The 16666-nt window shown below is 47.2% G+C and carries 18 protein-coding genes; 13 read left to right on the top strand and 5 right to left on the bottom strand.

The window, feature by feature from the left end; genetic code table 11:
• Positions 1–20: 20 nt before the first annotated feature.
• Positions 21–1031, top strand: coding sequence for a carbohydrate ABC transporter permease (locus tag V6668_RS08655; RefSeq protein ID WP_081745928.1), 1011 nt, complete (start codon positions 21–23; stop codon positions 1029–1031).
• Between the two features lies 1 nt (position 1032).
• Positions 1033–2022: a glycosyl hydrolase gene (locus V6668_RS08660; RefSeq protein ID WP_338708175.1), complete on the top strand. Its 990-nt coding sequence runs from the start codon at positions 1033–1035 to the stop codon at positions 2020–2022.
• A 147-nt stretch (positions 2023–2169) separates the two neighbouring features.
• Here V6668_RS08660 and V6668_RS08665 read toward each other — a convergent pair whose 3' ends face one another.
• Positions 2170–2436 (bottom strand): hypothetical protein, encoded by a 267-nt coding sequence (locus tag V6668_RS08665; protein ID WP_127544537.1) that lies wholly within the window; start codon positions 2434–2436, stop codon positions 2170–2172.
• Between the two features lie 229 nt (positions 2437–2665).
• On the opposite strand from V6668_RS08665, the gene V6668_RS08670 reads away from it, so the two are divergent.
• Positions 2666–3274, top strand: coding sequence for a DUF1349 domain-containing protein (locus V6668_RS08670; protein ID WP_338708176.1), 609 nt, complete (start codon positions 2666–2668; stop codon positions 3272–3274).
• A 26-nt stretch (positions 3275–3300) separates the two neighbouring features.
• Here the strand turns inward: V6668_RS08670 and V6668_RS08675 are convergent, their stop codons facing one another.
• Positions 3301–4407: an MFS transporter gene (locus tag V6668_RS08675; protein ID WP_338708177.1), complete on the bottom strand. Its 1107-nt coding sequence runs from the start codon at positions 4405–4407 to the stop codon at positions 3301–3303.
• An 88-nt stretch (positions 4408–4495) separates the two neighbouring features.
• Positions 4496–5026 (bottom strand): TetR/AcrR family transcriptional regulator, encoded by a 531-nt coding sequence (locus V6668_RS08680; protein ID WP_338708178.1) that lies wholly within the window; start codon positions 5024–5026, stop codon positions 4496–4498.
• A gap of 235 nt (positions 5027–5261) precedes the next feature.
• On the opposite strand from V6668_RS08680, the gene V6668_RS08685 reads away from it, so the two are divergent.
• From V6668_RS08685 to V6668_RS08695, 3 genes are all read left to right on the top strand, one after another.
• Entirely contained in the window at positions 5262–6107 is an 846-nt protein-coding gene (locus V6668_RS08685) for an AraC family transcriptional regulator (protein ID WP_338708179.1), read from the top strand.
• A 213-nt stretch (positions 6108–6320) separates the two neighbouring features.
• Positions 6321–6449 (top strand): hypothetical protein, encoded by a 129-nt coding sequence (locus V6668_RS08690; protein ID WP_338708180.1) that lies wholly within the window; start codon positions 6321–6323, stop codon positions 6447–6449.
• Positions 6450–6499: 50 nt separating this feature from the next.
• Entirely contained in the window at positions 6500–7234 is a 735-nt protein-coding gene (locus tag V6668_RS08695; RefSeq protein ID WP_338708181.1) for a YdcF family protein, read from the top strand.
• A 100-nt stretch (positions 7235–7334) separates the two neighbouring features.
• On the opposite strand, the gene V6668_RS08700 is transcribed toward V6668_RS08695, so the two are convergent.
• Both V6668_RS08700 and V6668_RS08705 read right to left on the bottom strand, forming a co-directional pair.
• On the bottom strand, positions 7335–8681 hold the full coding sequence (locus V6668_RS08700) for a M56 family metallopeptidase (protein ID WP_338708182.1): 1347 nt from the start codon (positions 8679–8681) through the stop codon (positions 7335–7337).
• A gap of 6 nt (positions 8682–8687) precedes the next feature.
• Positions 8688–9062, bottom strand: a complete 375-nt coding sequence (locus V6668_RS08705) for a BlaI/MecI/CopY family transcriptional regulator (RefSeq protein ID WP_017689706.1) — start codon at positions 9060–9062, stop codon at positions 8688–8690.
• A gap of 167 nt (positions 9063–9229) precedes the next feature.
• On the opposite strand from V6668_RS08705, the gene V6668_RS08710 reads away from it, so the two are divergent.
• The 7 genes from V6668_RS08710 to V6668_RS08740 all read left to right on the top strand — a co-directional run bounded on the left by V6668_RS08710 (position 9230) and on the right by V6668_RS08740 (position 16621).
• Entirely contained in the window at positions 9230–9751 is a 522-nt protein-coding gene (locus V6668_RS08710; RefSeq protein ID WP_100529546.1) for a hypothetical protein, read from the top strand.
• Between the two features lie 116 nt (positions 9752–9867).
• Complete coding sequence (locus tag V6668_RS08715; RefSeq protein WP_338708183.1) at positions 9868–10758, top strand: TIGR01777 family oxidoreductase; 891 nt, start codon at positions 9868–9870, stop codon at positions 10756–10758.
• Between the two features lie 408 nt (positions 10759–11166).
• On the top strand, positions 11167–12168 hold the full coding sequence (locus V6668_RS08720; RefSeq protein WP_036669682.1) for a beta-ketoacyl-ACP synthase III: 1002 nt from the start codon (positions 11167–11169) through the stop codon (positions 12166–12168).
• Positions 12158–13450 (top strand): ATP-grasp domain-containing protein, encoded by a 1293-nt coding sequence (locus V6668_RS08725; RefSeq protein WP_338708184.1) that lies wholly within the window; start codon positions 12158–12160, stop codon positions 13448–13450. The genes V6668_RS08720 and V6668_RS08725 overlap by 11 nt, the downstream gene beginning before the upstream one ends.
• Complete coding sequence (locus tag V6668_RS08730; protein WP_338708185.1) at positions 13447–14442, top strand: NAD-dependent epimerase/dehydratase family protein; 996 nt, start codon at positions 13447–13449, stop codon at positions 14440–14442. Before V6668_RS08725 ends, V6668_RS08730 begins: the two co-directional genes overlap by 4 nt.
• Positions 14436–15296 (top strand): MBL fold metallo-hydrolase, encoded by an 861-nt coding sequence (locus tag V6668_RS08735; RefSeq protein ID WP_338708186.1) that lies wholly within the window; start codon positions 14436–14438, stop codon positions 15294–15296. The genes V6668_RS08730 and V6668_RS08735 overlap by 7 nt, the downstream gene beginning before the upstream one ends.
• Positions 15293–16621: a F390 synthetase-related protein gene (locus V6668_RS08740; protein ID WP_076327074.1), complete on the top strand. Its 1329-nt coding sequence runs from the start codon at positions 15293–15295 to the stop codon at positions 16619–16621. Before V6668_RS08735 ends, V6668_RS08740 begins: the two co-directional genes overlap by 4 nt.
• Positions 16622–16666: the final 45 nt, after the last annotated feature.

The following is a 16666-nucleotide window of genomic DNA, read 5'->3' on the forward strand; positions in this document are numbered from 1 at the left end:
ATTAAGGGAGGCTTCAGATTATGGCTGCATCAGGGACAGATCGCATGGTGGTAGTTCCGAAGCAGAATTATCACATGCATCGGGTGCGAAACAAAACATCGGACCTTCTCTATTCCATATTCAGATATGCACTGGTCATCGGCATTTCATTTATTATTTTGTACCCGTTATTTCTCAAAGTGTCAGTTGCGTTTAAGGATAAACAGGATATCTACAATCCAACGATCTATATGATTCCCCAGCACTTTACATTGGATAATATCCGGCTAGCGGCGCAAGTGATGGATTACCTGCCTCTGCTGGCGAACACGTTATTGTTTGTTACCATCACAACGCTTCTGACAGCGATATCCTGTGCACTTGCCGGATATGGCTTCGCCCGGTTTTCGTTTCCGGGTAGTAATGTACTCTTCATCCTTGTGATTCTGACGATTCTGGTGCCGACAAGCACACTTATGGTGCCAATGTATCTGCATTTCCGCAGCTTTGACTTTATGGGCATCATCCAGTTGTTCTCTGGAAAAAATGGTATCAATCTGCTGAATACGTATTGGCCTTCCATGATCACGGCTGCTACAGCGGGAGGGCTGAAGGCGGGGCTGTTCATCTATATTTTCCGTCAGTTCTTCAAGGGCATGCCAAAGGAAATCGAGGAGGCTGCATTGATTGACGGCGCAGGTGGATTCAAAACGTTTGCTCGAATCATGCTGCCCAATGCAATCTCGCCGCTGATTACGGTCATTTTGTTCTCGTTTGTATGGCAGTATAACGATACCTTTTATTCGGCATTATTCATGAGTGAAAGTCCACTGATATCGCTGAAAGTGGCTTCCTTACCTGCTCAGGCGAACCAGTTGATTCCGCAGCTGATGGGCTTTGGCTCGAACTCGGGCATCAAGGCCGATCCAAACTATGTGGCGATGATTGTGGATACAGGCATTTTGCTGGCTATTGCACCCCTGATCATTTTGTATCTGTTTGTGCAACGTTATTTCGTGGAGAGTATCGAACGTTCTGGTGTAGTGGGTTAACATGTTAAATCCAATTGGAGGTGTAGAGATGACAGTGCGTGAGATCAGCAGAGTTCCGGTGAATAAAGCAGCGACTCCCGAAGCAAAAGAACTGATGGCGTTCCTGGTAGAGCGTTATCAAAAAGGGATGTTGTCAGGCCAGCAGGATTATAGCAATCTAAACTGGATTAATGAAAATACAGGACGGAAACCAGTTGTGATTGGCTTTGATCTCATGGAATATTCGCCATCAAGAACAGAGCGCGGTGCGGTCTCCCAGGAGATTCGGGATGCGGTAGACTGGCACAAACAAGGCGGGATCGTGACGCTATGCTGGCACTGGAACGCACCGACGGATCTGATCGATGAACCGGGTAAAGAGTGGTGGCGGGGGTTCTATACGGATGCTACCACCTATGATCTGGGTTCAGCGCTGGCGCATCCTGAATCGGAAGCATATCAGTTATTGATTCGGGATATCGATGTTATTGCTACACATTTGCAAGAGTTGAAGGATGCTGGTGTGCCTGTATTATTTCGACCACTTCATGAAGCGGAGGGTGGCTGGTTCTGGTGGGGAGCGAAAGGCCCCGAACCTGCCAAACAGTTGTATCGTTTGTTGTATGATCGATTGGTTCAAGAACATCAGCTGCACAATCTTATCTGGGTCTGGAACTCGGAAAAACCGGAATGGTATCCAGGGGATGATATCGTGGATATTGTCAGTGCGGATGTGTACCCTGAAGCAGGAGACCACAGCCCGCTGGCTGCCCGTTACACCAACCTGCGAGAGCTCGTACAGAACGGCAAAATCATCGCACTGGCCGAGAACGGCTCCATCCCTGATCCTAAGCAGATGAAGGAACAGGATGTACACTGGAGTTGGTTCTGTACCTGGACAGGTGGATTCCTGAGAGACGGGACGCATAATGAACTAACGTTTTTGAAGGAATTGTACCATAGCAAAGAGGTCATTACGCTCGATCAGTTACCGAAGTGGAGTTGGTTATAAGAATCCCACGTCCAACTTGAATTGGAATCAATGAAGCGTTAGTATTCGCTGTAAGAATTCATGCGAATACTAACGCTTCATTTGTTGGTAGCGCACATTTGTTAATGGAACCCATCACCCCTGAAACATTAGAAGTTGAACAACCATTTAGTTTGACGGGTGTAACATAGCTTGGATATTGGTATGTAAAGTCACGCTGGAAGTGAATAAAATGTACGATTGATTAACCGTGCGGATGAGAATTCTTTCGCTTGTGCCATTGACTGGACCGATCCGAATGGCGGATGGTTCGCTGCCACCATACGTATCATCCAGGGTGACCGATGTGATATGTGCAATGGGAATTTCAATTTTGGAAAACTGCCACCGGATGACCAGTTGATCTTCTACTTTTTTCACGTTAACACCAAACATAGGATGACCTCCTGTTGTGATTCAAATTATTGAAGTAATCTCGTATGTCCAGTTTATCATATTTTGGATAAAATTACCTTATTAATAATAAAGAGTGACGATTTCTATCAACTGATATCAGGGATGGGAACTTGATGTAAAACCTACAGGATTAACCATGACACATACCGAATACCAATAGAGAAGTTAGAAAACTTAAACTCCAACTCCAACACAAAGGGTGTGCCACATGACGAATCTATTCGAACATTGTTCAGGTCAAACATTATCTGCCAACCTGAGATGGCTGAACGAGCCAGCAGATTGGTCCATTGAAGACGGCAAAGTAACGATAACCGTTTCGCCGATCAGTGACTTTTTCATTGATCCGGGTGGTGAGCCGGTGAAAGCTTCAGCTCCATTTTTACATACGATAGTCAAGGGAGATTTCAGCATCGTCACTCAAGTACAGGTGGACATGAAAGAACAGTATGATTCGGGCTGCCTGATGGTGAGGGTGGACGATACGAATTGGGCTAAAGTCTGCTTTGAGTATTTTGAAGAACAGCCGTCTATTCTTAGTGTTGTTACTCGTGGTAACTCCGATGATTGTGTATCAGCACCCGTAGACGTTAATAAGCCTTATTTACGTGTAGCTCGGGCAGGCAACAGCTTTGCTTTCCATTATTCTCAAGATGGAGAGAAGTGGAAGCTGGTTCGTTATTTCGGACTCGACTGCCCGGAAGAGATCAAAGTTGGCATTGTGGCCCAATCCCCCATTGGGCAAGGGACCAAGGTTACTTTTACAGACGTACAGCTTCAGCATGGAGTGACCGGAAGTGTTCGCCGGGTAAAATAACAGGGATCAGAAGGTTGTTCTGTCATTTATTTCACCCGAATTAACAATCCAAACAGGCCGAGTATAGCAAAAGCCAGAAATGCCGTTGTATTGGAAAACACTTCGATCGTATAACCTGCCATAGATGAGCCAAGGAATTGCCCAACACCCAGCGCGAGAAAGGCAAGGCTAATTCCGATGGACACATTTGGACTGAATAGTCTCGTCGCCCAAACGATAAATACACTGGTCAGGAAAATATACGTGCTGCCAAATATGATCGCAGAGATGAGACTGGCAGTCATTGAAGGCAGAAGGATAACCCCGAGCGAAATAGCCAATAACAGTATGCCTATTCGGTAGGACCACCCAACCTCGAACCGTTCAATAATGCGACCAGCGCATCCACCGATTATCCCCATAACCCCCATCACAATCCAGAACAATACGGCTTCCGAATCGGAGGCCCCTTTCTCGTCTGTGAGGAAGTTCCGGGCAAAGGTCCAGTAGATTGCAGAACTGAAACCTGTCAACAGACAAGCCATGAGCAGAGCAGACCCTGGTCTGGTAGGTTTCATACATGTCCAGAGAGACTTGGTACAAGGCAGTGTCTTGGTTGCCGGAATAACACGTCTGTTCCACAAAAGAACCACAACACCGATTACAGCAAACAGGATGTAGGTTAGACGCCAGTAATCCGTGAACAGCCAGTAGAGTGGACCTGATATTACAATTCCGAAGCTGGTCCCTGTGTTAATCCAGCTGTTGCCTCTTGCTTGTAGCTCGGGAGCAAGCTCGGCATTAACCGTGTTACCGAGGGCTGGAGAGGCCCAGCCTGTACTCAAACCTGCTAGAAATATACTAAATGTAAGAACCCATGCATTCTGAGCCAAGGCGATGCCGGTTAATCCGAGCACTGCGCTGATCCCTGCCAATTGAATGACATAATGATGTCCCTTGCGATTAATCAACAGTGGTGCAGTTAGAAGGGACAGACAGTAGGCAATATACGTTCCTGAGTTAATCGCGCCAGAGGCTGCATCATTTAATTGTAAGTCTTCCGAAATTTCCGGCATAAACAATCCATAACTGAATCGCCCGAATGCATAACATACAGCGATAAGTGCAATGCCTGGAAAGATAATTTTTTTCATTAAATCCACCGCCTTTTAGATAGAACGATCATTATATTTCTTATTAAATAAAAAAGTGAGTTGAAATATTAACTCACCCGGAATAGCTTTATTTGAAACTGGTCTGCGTCATATGGATCAGTTCAAGGCAGACGTCATTTACATTTTCTGTCTCAGCAAGTGCCGTGGAACCCTCCAGCAGCAGGGAGAATCGCAATAGATCTCGATCACTTGCAACAGGCGCCAATGTTTGGATTAAAGTTCGCATATGTCTTTTATGCGCATTCACTGTCTGCACGATGATATGGTCTTCATGACCTCCGAATTCTTCTTTGGCGCGTAAAAATAAGCAACCTCTTGATTCGTGTTCCTTCAACCAGGTTGCATGTCCCTCAGCCAGATTGAGGAACATAGGTTGTGCTTTATTGTCTGCATATTGCCTGAGCTGTTCTAAATAACGCTGTTCGCGTCGCAAGAGTACCTGGACAATGAGATCATCCTTGGACTCAAAATGATTATATAGCGTCATAATCGCGATCCCGGCATCCGTAATAATCCGCTTCAAGCCGATGGAATGGAAGCCATGAAGGTAGAACAATTCTTCAGCCACGTTCAAAAGCATTTCTTTTTTGCTGCTCATATTCAATGATACTCTCCCTTCAAAATAAGATAGAACGATCATTATACTTGTAGGCTATAATATATCTTTTACATTGTCAAATGTTGTGACTCCTCTTGTCTTTGGTTAGTTCAAAGCCTGGGCAGGGCGTTATATGAACAACGTCGTTGCACATTAACCGGACATATGAGAGCACAACATGACAGGTTTTTGGGTGGTTTATCCGTTATATTAGACATCAAGGAGTGATTATTACATGAACTGGATCAACGCATTACAGGTCGCTATTCAATATATGGAAGACCACTTGCTCGAAAATATGACGATGGAGCAGATTGCAGCGCAGGCCCATATCTCTCCTTTTCATTTTCAACGTACCTTTGCCTTATTAACTGATGTTACTGTAGCCGAGTACATAAAACGCAGACGATTGACACTGGCGGCACATGAGCTGCTTCAAACTGATCACAAAATCATTGATCTGGCATTTAAATACGGTTACGACACACCGGAATCTTTCTCCAAAGCATTTCGTAGACAACATGGGATCGCACCCAGTGAGGCTCGAAAGAATAGTAACGCTGTCCAATCGTATAATCGTCTGGTGATTCAAGTGAGTCTAAAAGGAGCAGAGCCGATGAAATATAAAATTGTTGAACATCCCGAATTTACGTTGGTCGGAGTGGAGCAAACTTTCTCATATGCAGATGGAGAACATCTGCAAGGCGTCGGGAAGATGTGGCAGGAAGCGTGGACAAGCGGTACAGAGGATCGTTTATTTGAACTGAACAACGGGGATATATCAGGGTTACTTGGCGTCGTTGTGGATCAGAGCGAAATCCAGGAGAAACAGATGCAATACTGGATTGCTACGACTTACGATGGTGAAGTGCCGGAAGGATTATCAAGCTTCACCATGCCTGCTTCCAAATGGAGTGTATTTGAGGTAGAAGGCCCGATGCCGGAGAGTATGCAGCTTCTGTGGAAACGGATTATTTCGGAATGGTTTCCATCCAACCCTTATGAGCACGCATATATGCCGGAGCTGGAAGTATACCCGGGCCTCAATCAACCGCCACAAATCTGGATACCGATTAAATAAATTTTAACCGTTTCTAACTCGATCATTGTCGCCCATAAACATTCGGATAACCGAACCTGTTTATGGGTTATTTGGTTGTGATTAATCAGAGTTCGAAGTTGTACAGAGGATGTTCAAGCGTTGTTCATTTTATTGCAGATAGGTAAACATGATATATTGGAACGAAGGTTAACAGCAATAAGAGGACAACGAGGTAAACCGCAGGAGGCAGATATGTTATATGAGAACCCATTCATTCAGACGATCATCAAACACGAGCAATTAATGCATGACCTGCGGAGAGTTCGTAGTCTCCATTTGCCTCAAAGTTACATAGGTGCAGGATATATTCGTAATTATTGAATAATAAGTGATTTGCGGAATAATGGGTACAAGAAGGAGTGTCTACGGATTTGATAAAAAAGTTCTTACAAAAAAATGGACTGATCATTGATCTTGTCCTGTTGGCATGTTTTGTGGCATTTCTGGCCTTCTGGGGGCAAAAATTCTCAGTCATGTTTTTTGGAATGATCACGGTGGCTTTTATCGTACTAAGACGGATTGACTATCAGAAGCATGTTATTCTGAAACGGATTATCCTTACCGGAATTAGCGTGGCTGTCGTCTCTTTTGTCATTATCGAAGCCCTTGTATTCACACAGCTTGGTTCGAATGATCCGGAAGAAGCGGACTATGTCATTATTCTGGGTTCAGGCATCAGAGGAACGGAATTGTCATTGACCCTGAAGCAAAGGTTGGATGCCAGTCTGGACTACATTCGCAGCCACCCTCAGACACCGGTCATTGTATCGGGTGGGCAGGGACCTGGAGAATCGATTCCTGAAGCGCTCGCCATGAAAAACTATCTAATTGAACAGGGGATTAACCCCGCCCAAGTCATTATGGAAGATCGCTCCACAAGTACACAGGAGAATTTGGCCTTTTCCAAAAAAATCATTCTTCAATCGGGGTTAGAGCACCCTGAGATCATGATTGTCACCAGTGACTATCATATGTTTCGCTCCAAGTATATCGCTGCCAAGAACGGTTATGCGGCAGAATACGGCATATCGGCTCCGTCACCGGGTTATCTGAAACCCGTCAATATGATCCGTGAATATTTTGCTACGATCAAAACATTTATCTAATGCACATGACAGAGAAACGGAAACAGGACGAAGCGGAGATCTATGATCTATGCTTCGTCCTGTTTCCATATAAGGATGGCTATTGCTCTTTAACGATAGGTTATTTTTCTGAAGGAGCAGGTACAGTTACTGAAACCTTATCCCCAGGAAGAGCTACCATTTCAGGAGATTCACCGGTAAAAGGAACAGTGGCTGATTCTACAACTTTAGCCTCAGAAGGTTCAGTAGTAGATGGAACAGTAGTAGAAGGTACAGTAGTAGAAGGTACAGTAACAGACGGAACTGGCACAGCTTCGGAAACTTCATCCTCAGGGAGAGCCACGATCTCAGGAGTTTCGGAAGTAGAAGGAGCAGTTACAGCTTCGGAAATTCCAACCTTGTTGGGAGAAGCTACGATTTCAGAAGATCCACCCGTAGAAGGAACAGTCACAGCTTCAGAAGCCTCAGCCTCCACTTTAACTGTGTGGTTTGATGCCCATACGGCGGTGGACGTACTTACACCTGTAATAAGCAGGAGGGCTCCCATACTTAACATCCAATGTTTCTTTTTCAGTTTCTTTACATTAAACATAATCATCAATCTCCTTTTTAATTGTTTGCCTTCACCCGATAGAGACGAACAAAATTGAGCAGGCATTTTCTTGGTTCCCGCCATCACATTTAAAATTGTCTCACCATATCGTCTTCGTTCTTCGTGGGACATCTCTTTCACCACATCTTCATCACAGGCCAACTCGCTCCAGGTATGAATGTCCCGGCGAATGATATGAATCAGGGGATTGAACCAGTGCAGGGCACTAACCCCCAAGGTCAAAGCTTTGACCCACAGATCTTTATGTTTTAGATGTACCAACTCATGATGAATTACCATGCTGATGTCCATTTTCACCGTATTTTCGGGTGGCAGATATATCGTTGGTTTAAACAAGCCAACCAGTATAGGGCTTCGTACTAGCGTGCTGTGAGCAAGCGTGATATTACGTTTGAGACCCAAAGCTTCTTTGATTAATGGTAGCTGTACAGCTGCTTCACTATGACAGAGGACTGGGGTACGTGTACGAGATAATTCATTCAAAAATCTTCGATAACAGTACACCTGCCATGCAGAAAAACCAATGACTCCAATGCCCCATACGCATAACAAGAACCAGGCTGTGGTTACCGAAATGGTTTGTTCGGGGATAAATGTTCCTGCAACTACACCCGAAGCTACTGCATTCTCCGTGCCCGGTATAGTTGATGTCGTTTGGAATGCAATATCCAAAAGCCTCGAAAGGCCAAGAGATACCGGGAACAGATAAAACAAGAGAGCCAGTTTACCGAGTCTGTAGAGCCACTTGGTCGGAAAAACAGATATGGGTATAAGTCGTAGTGCCAAAATACAAACAGAAACGATACTTCCCGCCACGGTCAGGCTGCACAGAATCTCAAAAAAGATATTCATCATCTGCACCTACTTTTCCGAAAGCCATTTTTTCAATTCTGAAATGTCATCGTCTGAAAGCTTGTCACCGTCATACATGGCCGAAACCAAATTTTTAACTGAACCTTGGTAGAGTCCATCAAGAACGTGCTGCGTTTCCTGTAGTTTGTAATCTTCGGGCTTTAGAAGAGGTTCATAATCATTGGTTCGTCCACGTCTCGTGACGGTAAGTGCGCCTTTATCCACCAACCGTGACAGAAAGGTAGACATGGTCTGCGCTTTCCACGCTTTCCCTTTCTCAGCAAATATGTCTAATAGTTCTGTCGAGGTGACCGGTGGGGCGCATGACCATATAACAACCATTAACTCCATTTCTGTTTCGGATAATTTTTGAATCTGGTTCACAGTGAACACTCCTTAACATCGTTATGCGTCCATAACGATCGTATTACTACACTACGTAGTACGTATAAACTACTACAACTTGTAGTGGATAGTCAAGTTATCCTGATAGATGATTGCCAAACCATGTTATAATATAGGTCATTAATAGAAGAACGATGTAGGAGTGAATGATTATTACAGCATATCAATTACCTGCTCTTTATGAGCAGAAGCGAGTTTCAATGCAAGCGATGGAAGAGATTGTACGCCTGTTGGCGCAGGCACCACTATTATATGATGATGGACAGGGCATCCAGGTTCAGGATTACATGGGAGGCTTGGAGGTCGAACTTGAACATGAGGTACGCCGTGCAGTGACCGAGTTGTACGAACTAGCTGTTCAGGCCTGCCGGGTCTTCGCCGATCCATTGGCGTACGAGCAACTTCAGGATGCGCTTGGGTTACAGGCTGAGTTATGGCAGGAGGAAGTGCTTACTCTTGCAAAGTGGATGGACTGGCTGAAGCAGATCAGTGAAGGAAAGAGAACACTGCCCGAGTACAACTTTACAGCCATGCTTGGCAATCTGCCAGATGGATTCATGATCCATGATTTTTATGATGAACTCCGATATCAGCTGGAACAAAACCCTGCAAACGCATGGGCTATCGAAGAGCGGGATCGCTTGTACGCAGCTCTGGGTGCGAAATAAATCAAACCAACGGGTCACCGGCGGTGTTAATCTAATATCTGTATTTTGCATGCATAGAAACATTCCAATCTATATCTTGCGAATTCTTTACCCAGTATGGGAAATGAGGGGATACCGTGAAGAAGGTTGTATTAGCTGGTGGAACGGGATTTGTTGGACAGGATTTTGCCCAAAGGTTCAGAAAGCTGGGGTATGAGGTGTTAATTATCTCGCGTCAGCCCGGTCATATTGCCTGGGAGGATCCTGCAGGAATTATAGGGGCACTGGAAGAGGCGGAAATGTTGATTAACCTGGCAGGTAAATCGGTGAACTGCCGTTATACGGAGGAGAATCGCAAAGTCATTCTGGAATCCAGAACCCGTACAACGCGCATTCTCGGCGAAGCCGTCCTGGCTTGTAATCAACCTCCTGAACTATGGATTAATTCGAGTACAGCGACCATATACAGACATGCTGAAGATCGTCCCATGACGGAAAAAGAGGGCGAGATAGGCTCCGGATTCTCGGTCGACGTTGCCAAGGGATGGGAACAGGCTTTCTTTGAATTCAGTCTGCCGTCTACGCGTCAGATTGCACTGCGGATCGCGATTGTGCTGGGCGAGGGTGGCGTTATGGTGCCCATGACGAACCTCGTCCGTTTTGGACTGGGAGGATCTCAAGGCGCAGGAACACAGCAGTTCAGCTGGATTCATATCGAGGATCTCTTCCGCATGGTAATTTATCTGCAAGAGCATCCACACTTGAATGGTGTGTTCAATGCGTCCTCTCCGCATCCGGTGACGAATCGGGAGCTAATGGCGCGTCTGAGAGAACAGATGGGGGTGCGGATTGGACTACCTTCTCCTCGCTGGATGCTTGAACTGGGCGCACGCTTCATTCAGACCGAGACGGAACTGGTTCTCAAAAGCCGTTGGGTGATTCCCGAGCGAATGGAGAGTGAAGGCTTCACGTTCACATACGGTACACTAGATGCCGCTCTTGCCGAGATTTTGAATAAGAAGAAATGACACTTCATACAAAAGAAAACACAACAGGAAGGGCAGAGGCATCTGCCCTTTTGTTATATATGTTCAACTAAACATTTACACGATAACAGCGATCGGAAAGTTGTTCTGTCATCGCAGTGTCTGTGTAAATACTAATTAGCTGAACTTATAGAGGTTTTTCAAAAAGTCCGCTTTTGATTACGAAGGATGCCTATCGGCATCATCAGCATCGAATATGGAATTCAGCCGAAATAAGCTGGAGGCTTACGAAGTATGTTTCCTTTGGAAACATTGTGGTTGCTCACGTAGTTTGCCTACGCTCCGCTACTCCATTTCTAGCTTCATCCCATCTTCTCGGTACTGAAAACCGGTCTTTTTGAATACGAGCTTATATTATATCAGTCAGATGAACAGAAAGAGGTTGGGGAAATGCAACTTAGAAGAGTAAGGATCGCAGGAACAGGGAAGTACCTGCCTGAACAGGAAGTCACCGATGAGGAACTGGATCGCCGCTTGGACGTGCCTGCGGGCTGGGTTAGCAAAGCTACAGGCGTAGGTGTGCGACATTATGCTTCGGGTGAAGAAACTTCCTCTTTCATGGGCGCACGGGCTGCGGAAGCTGCACTGGCGGATGCAGGATTACAATTCAGTGATATCGACTGTCTGGTGTGTACCAGTGGCACGAAGGAACAACCGTTGCCAAGTACGGCGGTATTTATCCAGCAGGCCATGGGGCAGCAAGATTCGGGCGTACCTGCCTTTGATATGGATGCAACCTGCCTAAGTTTCCTGAACGGACTAGATGTGATTTCCTATATGGTAGATGCTGGACGTTACCAGCGAGTACTGCTCGTAGCCACTGAGATTGCCTCAGCCGGACTGAATTGGTCGGATAAAGAAAGTGCGGCCCTGTTCGGAGATGGAGCGGCCGCTGTTATTATTGAGCGTTCGCCTGAAGGGTCATCCTCTCAGATTGTACATGCTTCCCTTCAAACCTACAGCCGAGGTGCTCGCTTCTCGGAGATTGCAGGTGGAGGTACACGGCTGCATGCTTCGAATTATAAGGCAGATCAGCCTGAACCCTACCTTTTTCATATGGATGGACAGGCGATCTTCCGCATGGCTTCCAGACTTTTGCCTGGATTCATTGGTGATATGCTGCAGGCGACCGGGAATCGAATGGAGGATTTCCAATTGGTCATTCCTCATCAGGGAAGTGCCATGGCGATGAGACTGATTCGCAAGAAGCTTGGCATTGCTGAAGATCGGTTTATGGACATCACACGAAATCACGGCAATACGATTGCGGCATCAATCCCGATGGGGCTGCATGAAGCGATTAAACAACAGCGTATTCAGCGTGGAGATCGGGTGTTGATGATTGGCACGGCTGCCGGATTATCATTGGGAGGACTCATTTTTGACTACTAGATCTGGGGAAACTGGACATCGTACAGCTGCTTCTCTCCGTGTGTTACTTACAGGCGGAAGGGCTCCCGTAACGCTTGATCTGGCACGCATGCTTCGCCGAGCAGGCCATCGGGTCTATGTTGCGGAGAGTGCCGTACGGCATCTGACCAGATCATCCAGTGCAGTGGAACAGTGCGCTGTGGTCCCGTCGCCACGTCATGACACAGGTGCGTATCTGGCGGAGTTGGAACGGTTGGTTCAGGATTGGCAGATCGACCTGTTGATTCCGATGTGTGAAGAAGTCTTTTATGTTGCTCAAGGGGCAGACAGACTGCGTGTATATTGCCGTGTTCTGGTTACAACCTTGGAGCAGCTGCATGAGCTGCACCACAAATATGATTTTATCCAGCTTGCAGGGTCACTCGGTCTTTCGGTTCCGGATACACACCTGATCCACAGTCGGGAGGAATGGATGGAAGCTCAGTCTGTTCTGGGAAAAGTAGGAGATTGGGTGTGGAAACCGGTGTATTCCCGTTTCGCAGCCAAAGTTCGCATGCCAATACTCGTGACCGATGACGCTGGGGCAGGGACGGATCAGCAAGGAAACGTAAGTGAAAAGAAACGTCGACATTTCCGTAACGACCTTCCGGACGAGGTAGCACTATCATCTATTTCACCTTGGGTTGCACAGGCCTACATTCCTGGTCAGATGTTGTGTACATACAGCATAGCGCATGAAGGGCAACTGGTTGCACATGCCACTTACGACAGTCGCTATCGTACAGGAAGCGTGGGAGCCAGTGTTTTTTTTGAACAGGTGGAACATGAAGGTGCCCTTGCGTGGGTGAGACAATTTGTTGAGGCAACGGGGTTTAGCGGACAGATTGGGTTTGATTTTATAGAAGGTCAGGATAGGCGAGTGTACGCGATTGAGTGTAATCCGAGGGCAACGAGTGGAATTCATCTGTTTCACCCCGGAGATGACTTGGTGCGTGCACTAACTGAACCGGAGACGTTGGTAAAAGAAAGAAAAATGATCACGCCCGCACGGGGCAGCAAAGCCATGCTCATGCTCCCCATGTTGGGAAGTGGAGTACAGCAGATCTTTGGCAAAGGGAAGCTCCGTGCATGGATAGCTGCATGGCGTGGAACCAGGGATGTGGTCTATGTAGGGCAGGATATCCAGCCTGTATTTGAACAATTCGAAGTGGTGCTAGCTGCATGGCGTCTGGCAAGATCGCAGAAGTGCTCGCTGACTGAAGCTTTGACTCATGACATAGAATGGAACGGTGAACAACAATGAATAGAGCATTGGTTACAGGAGCTACGGGATGTCTGGGCAGGCATCTCGCGATACGACTTGCTAAAGAGGGATGGGAAGTCACTGGCATGGGCCGACAGCCAAAGGTTGGTGCAGAACTTGATTTGGCAGGAATCCGATTCCTGAATGGAGATATACGGGATGAGGCTGCAGTGAACAAAGCGTGTACGGGACAGGATGTGGTGTTTCACTGTGCAGCTCTATCCTCGCCATGGGGCCGATATCGTGACTTTTATAGCAGTAATGTAGAAGGCACACAAAACCTCATTGATGGCTGCCTGCATAATGAGGTGCAGCGATTCATACATGTCTCAACTCCGAGTATATATTTTAACTACAACCCGCGGTATAACGTACATGAGAATGATCCGTTGCCATCCAAACCAGCCAATCATTATGCAGCCACGAAGCTTCTCGCTGAGCAGGTTGTAATGGAGGGGCATGCGAAGGGACTTCCATCGATCATGATTCGACCGCGAGCCATTTTTGGTCCGTATGATCAGACGTTATTTCCCAGAATTGTCGTAGCAAACGCAAAATCAGGCGTGCCCATGATCGGTGGTGGACAGGCGTTAATCGATCTGACATGTGTGGATAATGTGGTGGATGCCCTATTATTGTGCCGCGATGTCGGTGCAGAAGCACTTGGCAGAGCCTACAATATTTCCAATGGCGATCCAAGGGCGTTCAGTGAGTTGGTGAGCAGCCTGCTTGGCATGCTGGATATGCCCTTGCGTCGTCGAAACATTCCTTATCGGATGGCATATGGTGTGGCAGCGTTGCTAGAGCGAGTTCATGGCTTTATCCCTGCGATGGGTGAACCTGCATTGACACGGTATACAGTCGGCTCCTTATCTATTCCACAGACATTGGATATTACGGATGCAAGGGAGCAATTGGGGTATGTCCCTCGGGTGTCCATTGAAGAGGGATTACAACAATTTGCAGACTGGTGGAGGGCTGAATCATGCTGACAACAATTCCTGTTGAACTATATTTGGGTGCGGCGGGTTATTGTACACATCCAGAGTTTCTGACGCTGCGTGGTGGTCGATTGAGCCCAGTACCTTTCCCGGCAGGATTTGCCTGCATCATTCATCCCGTACATGGACCGATCCTGCTGGATACGGGATATAGTTCCCGCTTTTTCGAGGAAACGGCTCATTTGCCTAACGCACTGTATCGTCATATTACACCTGTGGTCTATCGTGAAGAGGATAGTGCCGTTCATTTTTTGGTTCGAATTGGACTGAAAGCTTCGGATATTCGGTATATCATCCTCTCGCATTTTCACGGCGATCATATCGCGGGTGTACGAGATTTCCCGGAGGCACAATTCATCTATCTGCCAAGAGCCTATGATGCTGTGCGCTCACTTGGTCCGATTGCGGCTGTAAAAGCAGGTTTTCTTGCGGGGCTGTTGCCCGAGGATTTTATAGTCAAATCATTGCCAGTTACGTGTGAGCCTGAGCGATGGATAAGAGCGGGGGAAGCTTTCCCTTTTGATGAGGTCTACGACATCTTTGGTGATGGCAGTCTGCTTGGGGTGGATGTATCCGGTCATGCGGAAGGCATGATGGGACTCCTGTTGCGTACAGAAGAACATGACTATTTTCTCTGCGCGGACGCGGTATGGTCAAGTCGGGCTTTTCGGGAACAGCGCAGACCGAATATTCTTGCTGGAATCATCATGTCGAATCGACAGGAATACCATCGTAACTTTGACAAGCTGGTTCAGCTGCATCAGCAGTTTCCCCACATTCAGATTGTGCCGAGTCATTGCCGAGAGGTATTGGACGCTTGGGGTACAGGAGGGCTGAAACGATGAGTAATACCTTTCGTATTGTGGTTCATTATGCACTCGCACGTGGGCTGCGAACATGGAAAACACGAGAACAACTTGAGCGCTGGCAAGAGCGCCGGATTATTCGGCATGTTCATCAGATCCGTGCCCGATCTCCGTTTTACCGGAAGTGGTGGGGTGGCGTGGACGCAACCGACTGGAGAAGCTTTCCGTTGATTGACAAATCAACCATGATGGAACATTTTGATACACTGAACACGGTGGGTATTACCAAGGACAAAGCGCTGGCTCTTGCAGGTGAAAGTGAAGAAACACGTGATTTCAAACCTTCCATTCAAGGCGTGACGGTTGGACTGTCTTCGGGCACGTCAGGGAACCGGGGGATATTTCTGGTGAGTGATCGGGAGCAGGATGCGTGGACGGGTACGGTGCTGGCCAAGTTGCTGCCTGGTGGACTGTGGAAACCTGCGAAGATTGCGTTTTTCCTGCGGGCCAACAGTAATCTGTATGAATCGGTGCAACGTGGCAAATTGCAGTTTCAGTACTTTGATCTGCTGGAACGTGTGGAGACCTTGGTTAAGCGGCTGGAAACCTACCAACCTACCGTGTGGGTGGCTCCTCCATCCATGCTGCGTCTGTTGGCGGATGCGTATGTGGTAGGATATCTGACTGCTGTACCGGATAAAATCATCTCTGTTGCCGAGGTGCTGGACCCCCTGGATCGCAAGGTGTTGGAGCGGGTCTTCGGACAGACCGTTCATCAAGTCTATCAGTGCACAGAAGGGTTCCTGGGTGCAACCTGTCGTTATGGCACACTGCATTTGAATGAAGATATCGTGCATATTGAAAAAGAGTTCATTGATCCCGCCACCCGACGGTTCGTGCCCATTATTACGGACTTCTCCAGAACATCACAGCCGATCATCCGATATCGGTTGAATGATATTCTGACCGAGGCGGCGCTGCCATGTGCCTGTGGTTCCCCGTTTACTGCCATTGAGCGGATTGAAGGCCGCTGTGATGACACGCTTTATTTTTCAAACATGCATACGGGTGAGGCGGTACCGGTCTTTCCGGATTTCGTTACCCGTTCGGTCATTGCGGCTTCGCCGGATATTGAACATTATCGTGTGGTGCAGCAAGGGGACGGAACAATGGAGGTATCCCTTCGACTTGGCGGGAACGCAGTGATGGCTCAGGTTGAGACCAATGTACTGCTGGAACTGATGAAGCTGGGAGAGCGGCTTGAATGCACCTTACCTGAGATCAGATTTGTACCGTATACGTTTGAACCGGGACTTACGAAGCTGCGCAGGGTGGAGAGACGGCATAATGGAGTGGCGGATTAAGCAGCAGGGGCCGTGCGGTATAGGTAGGAACGGGAAGTAAGTAAT

It is taken from the genome of Paenibacillus amylolyticus, from assembly GCF_036894225.1.
GTDB lineage: Bacteria > Bacillota > Bacilli > Paenibacillales > Paenibacillaceae > Paenibacillus > Paenibacillus amylolyticus.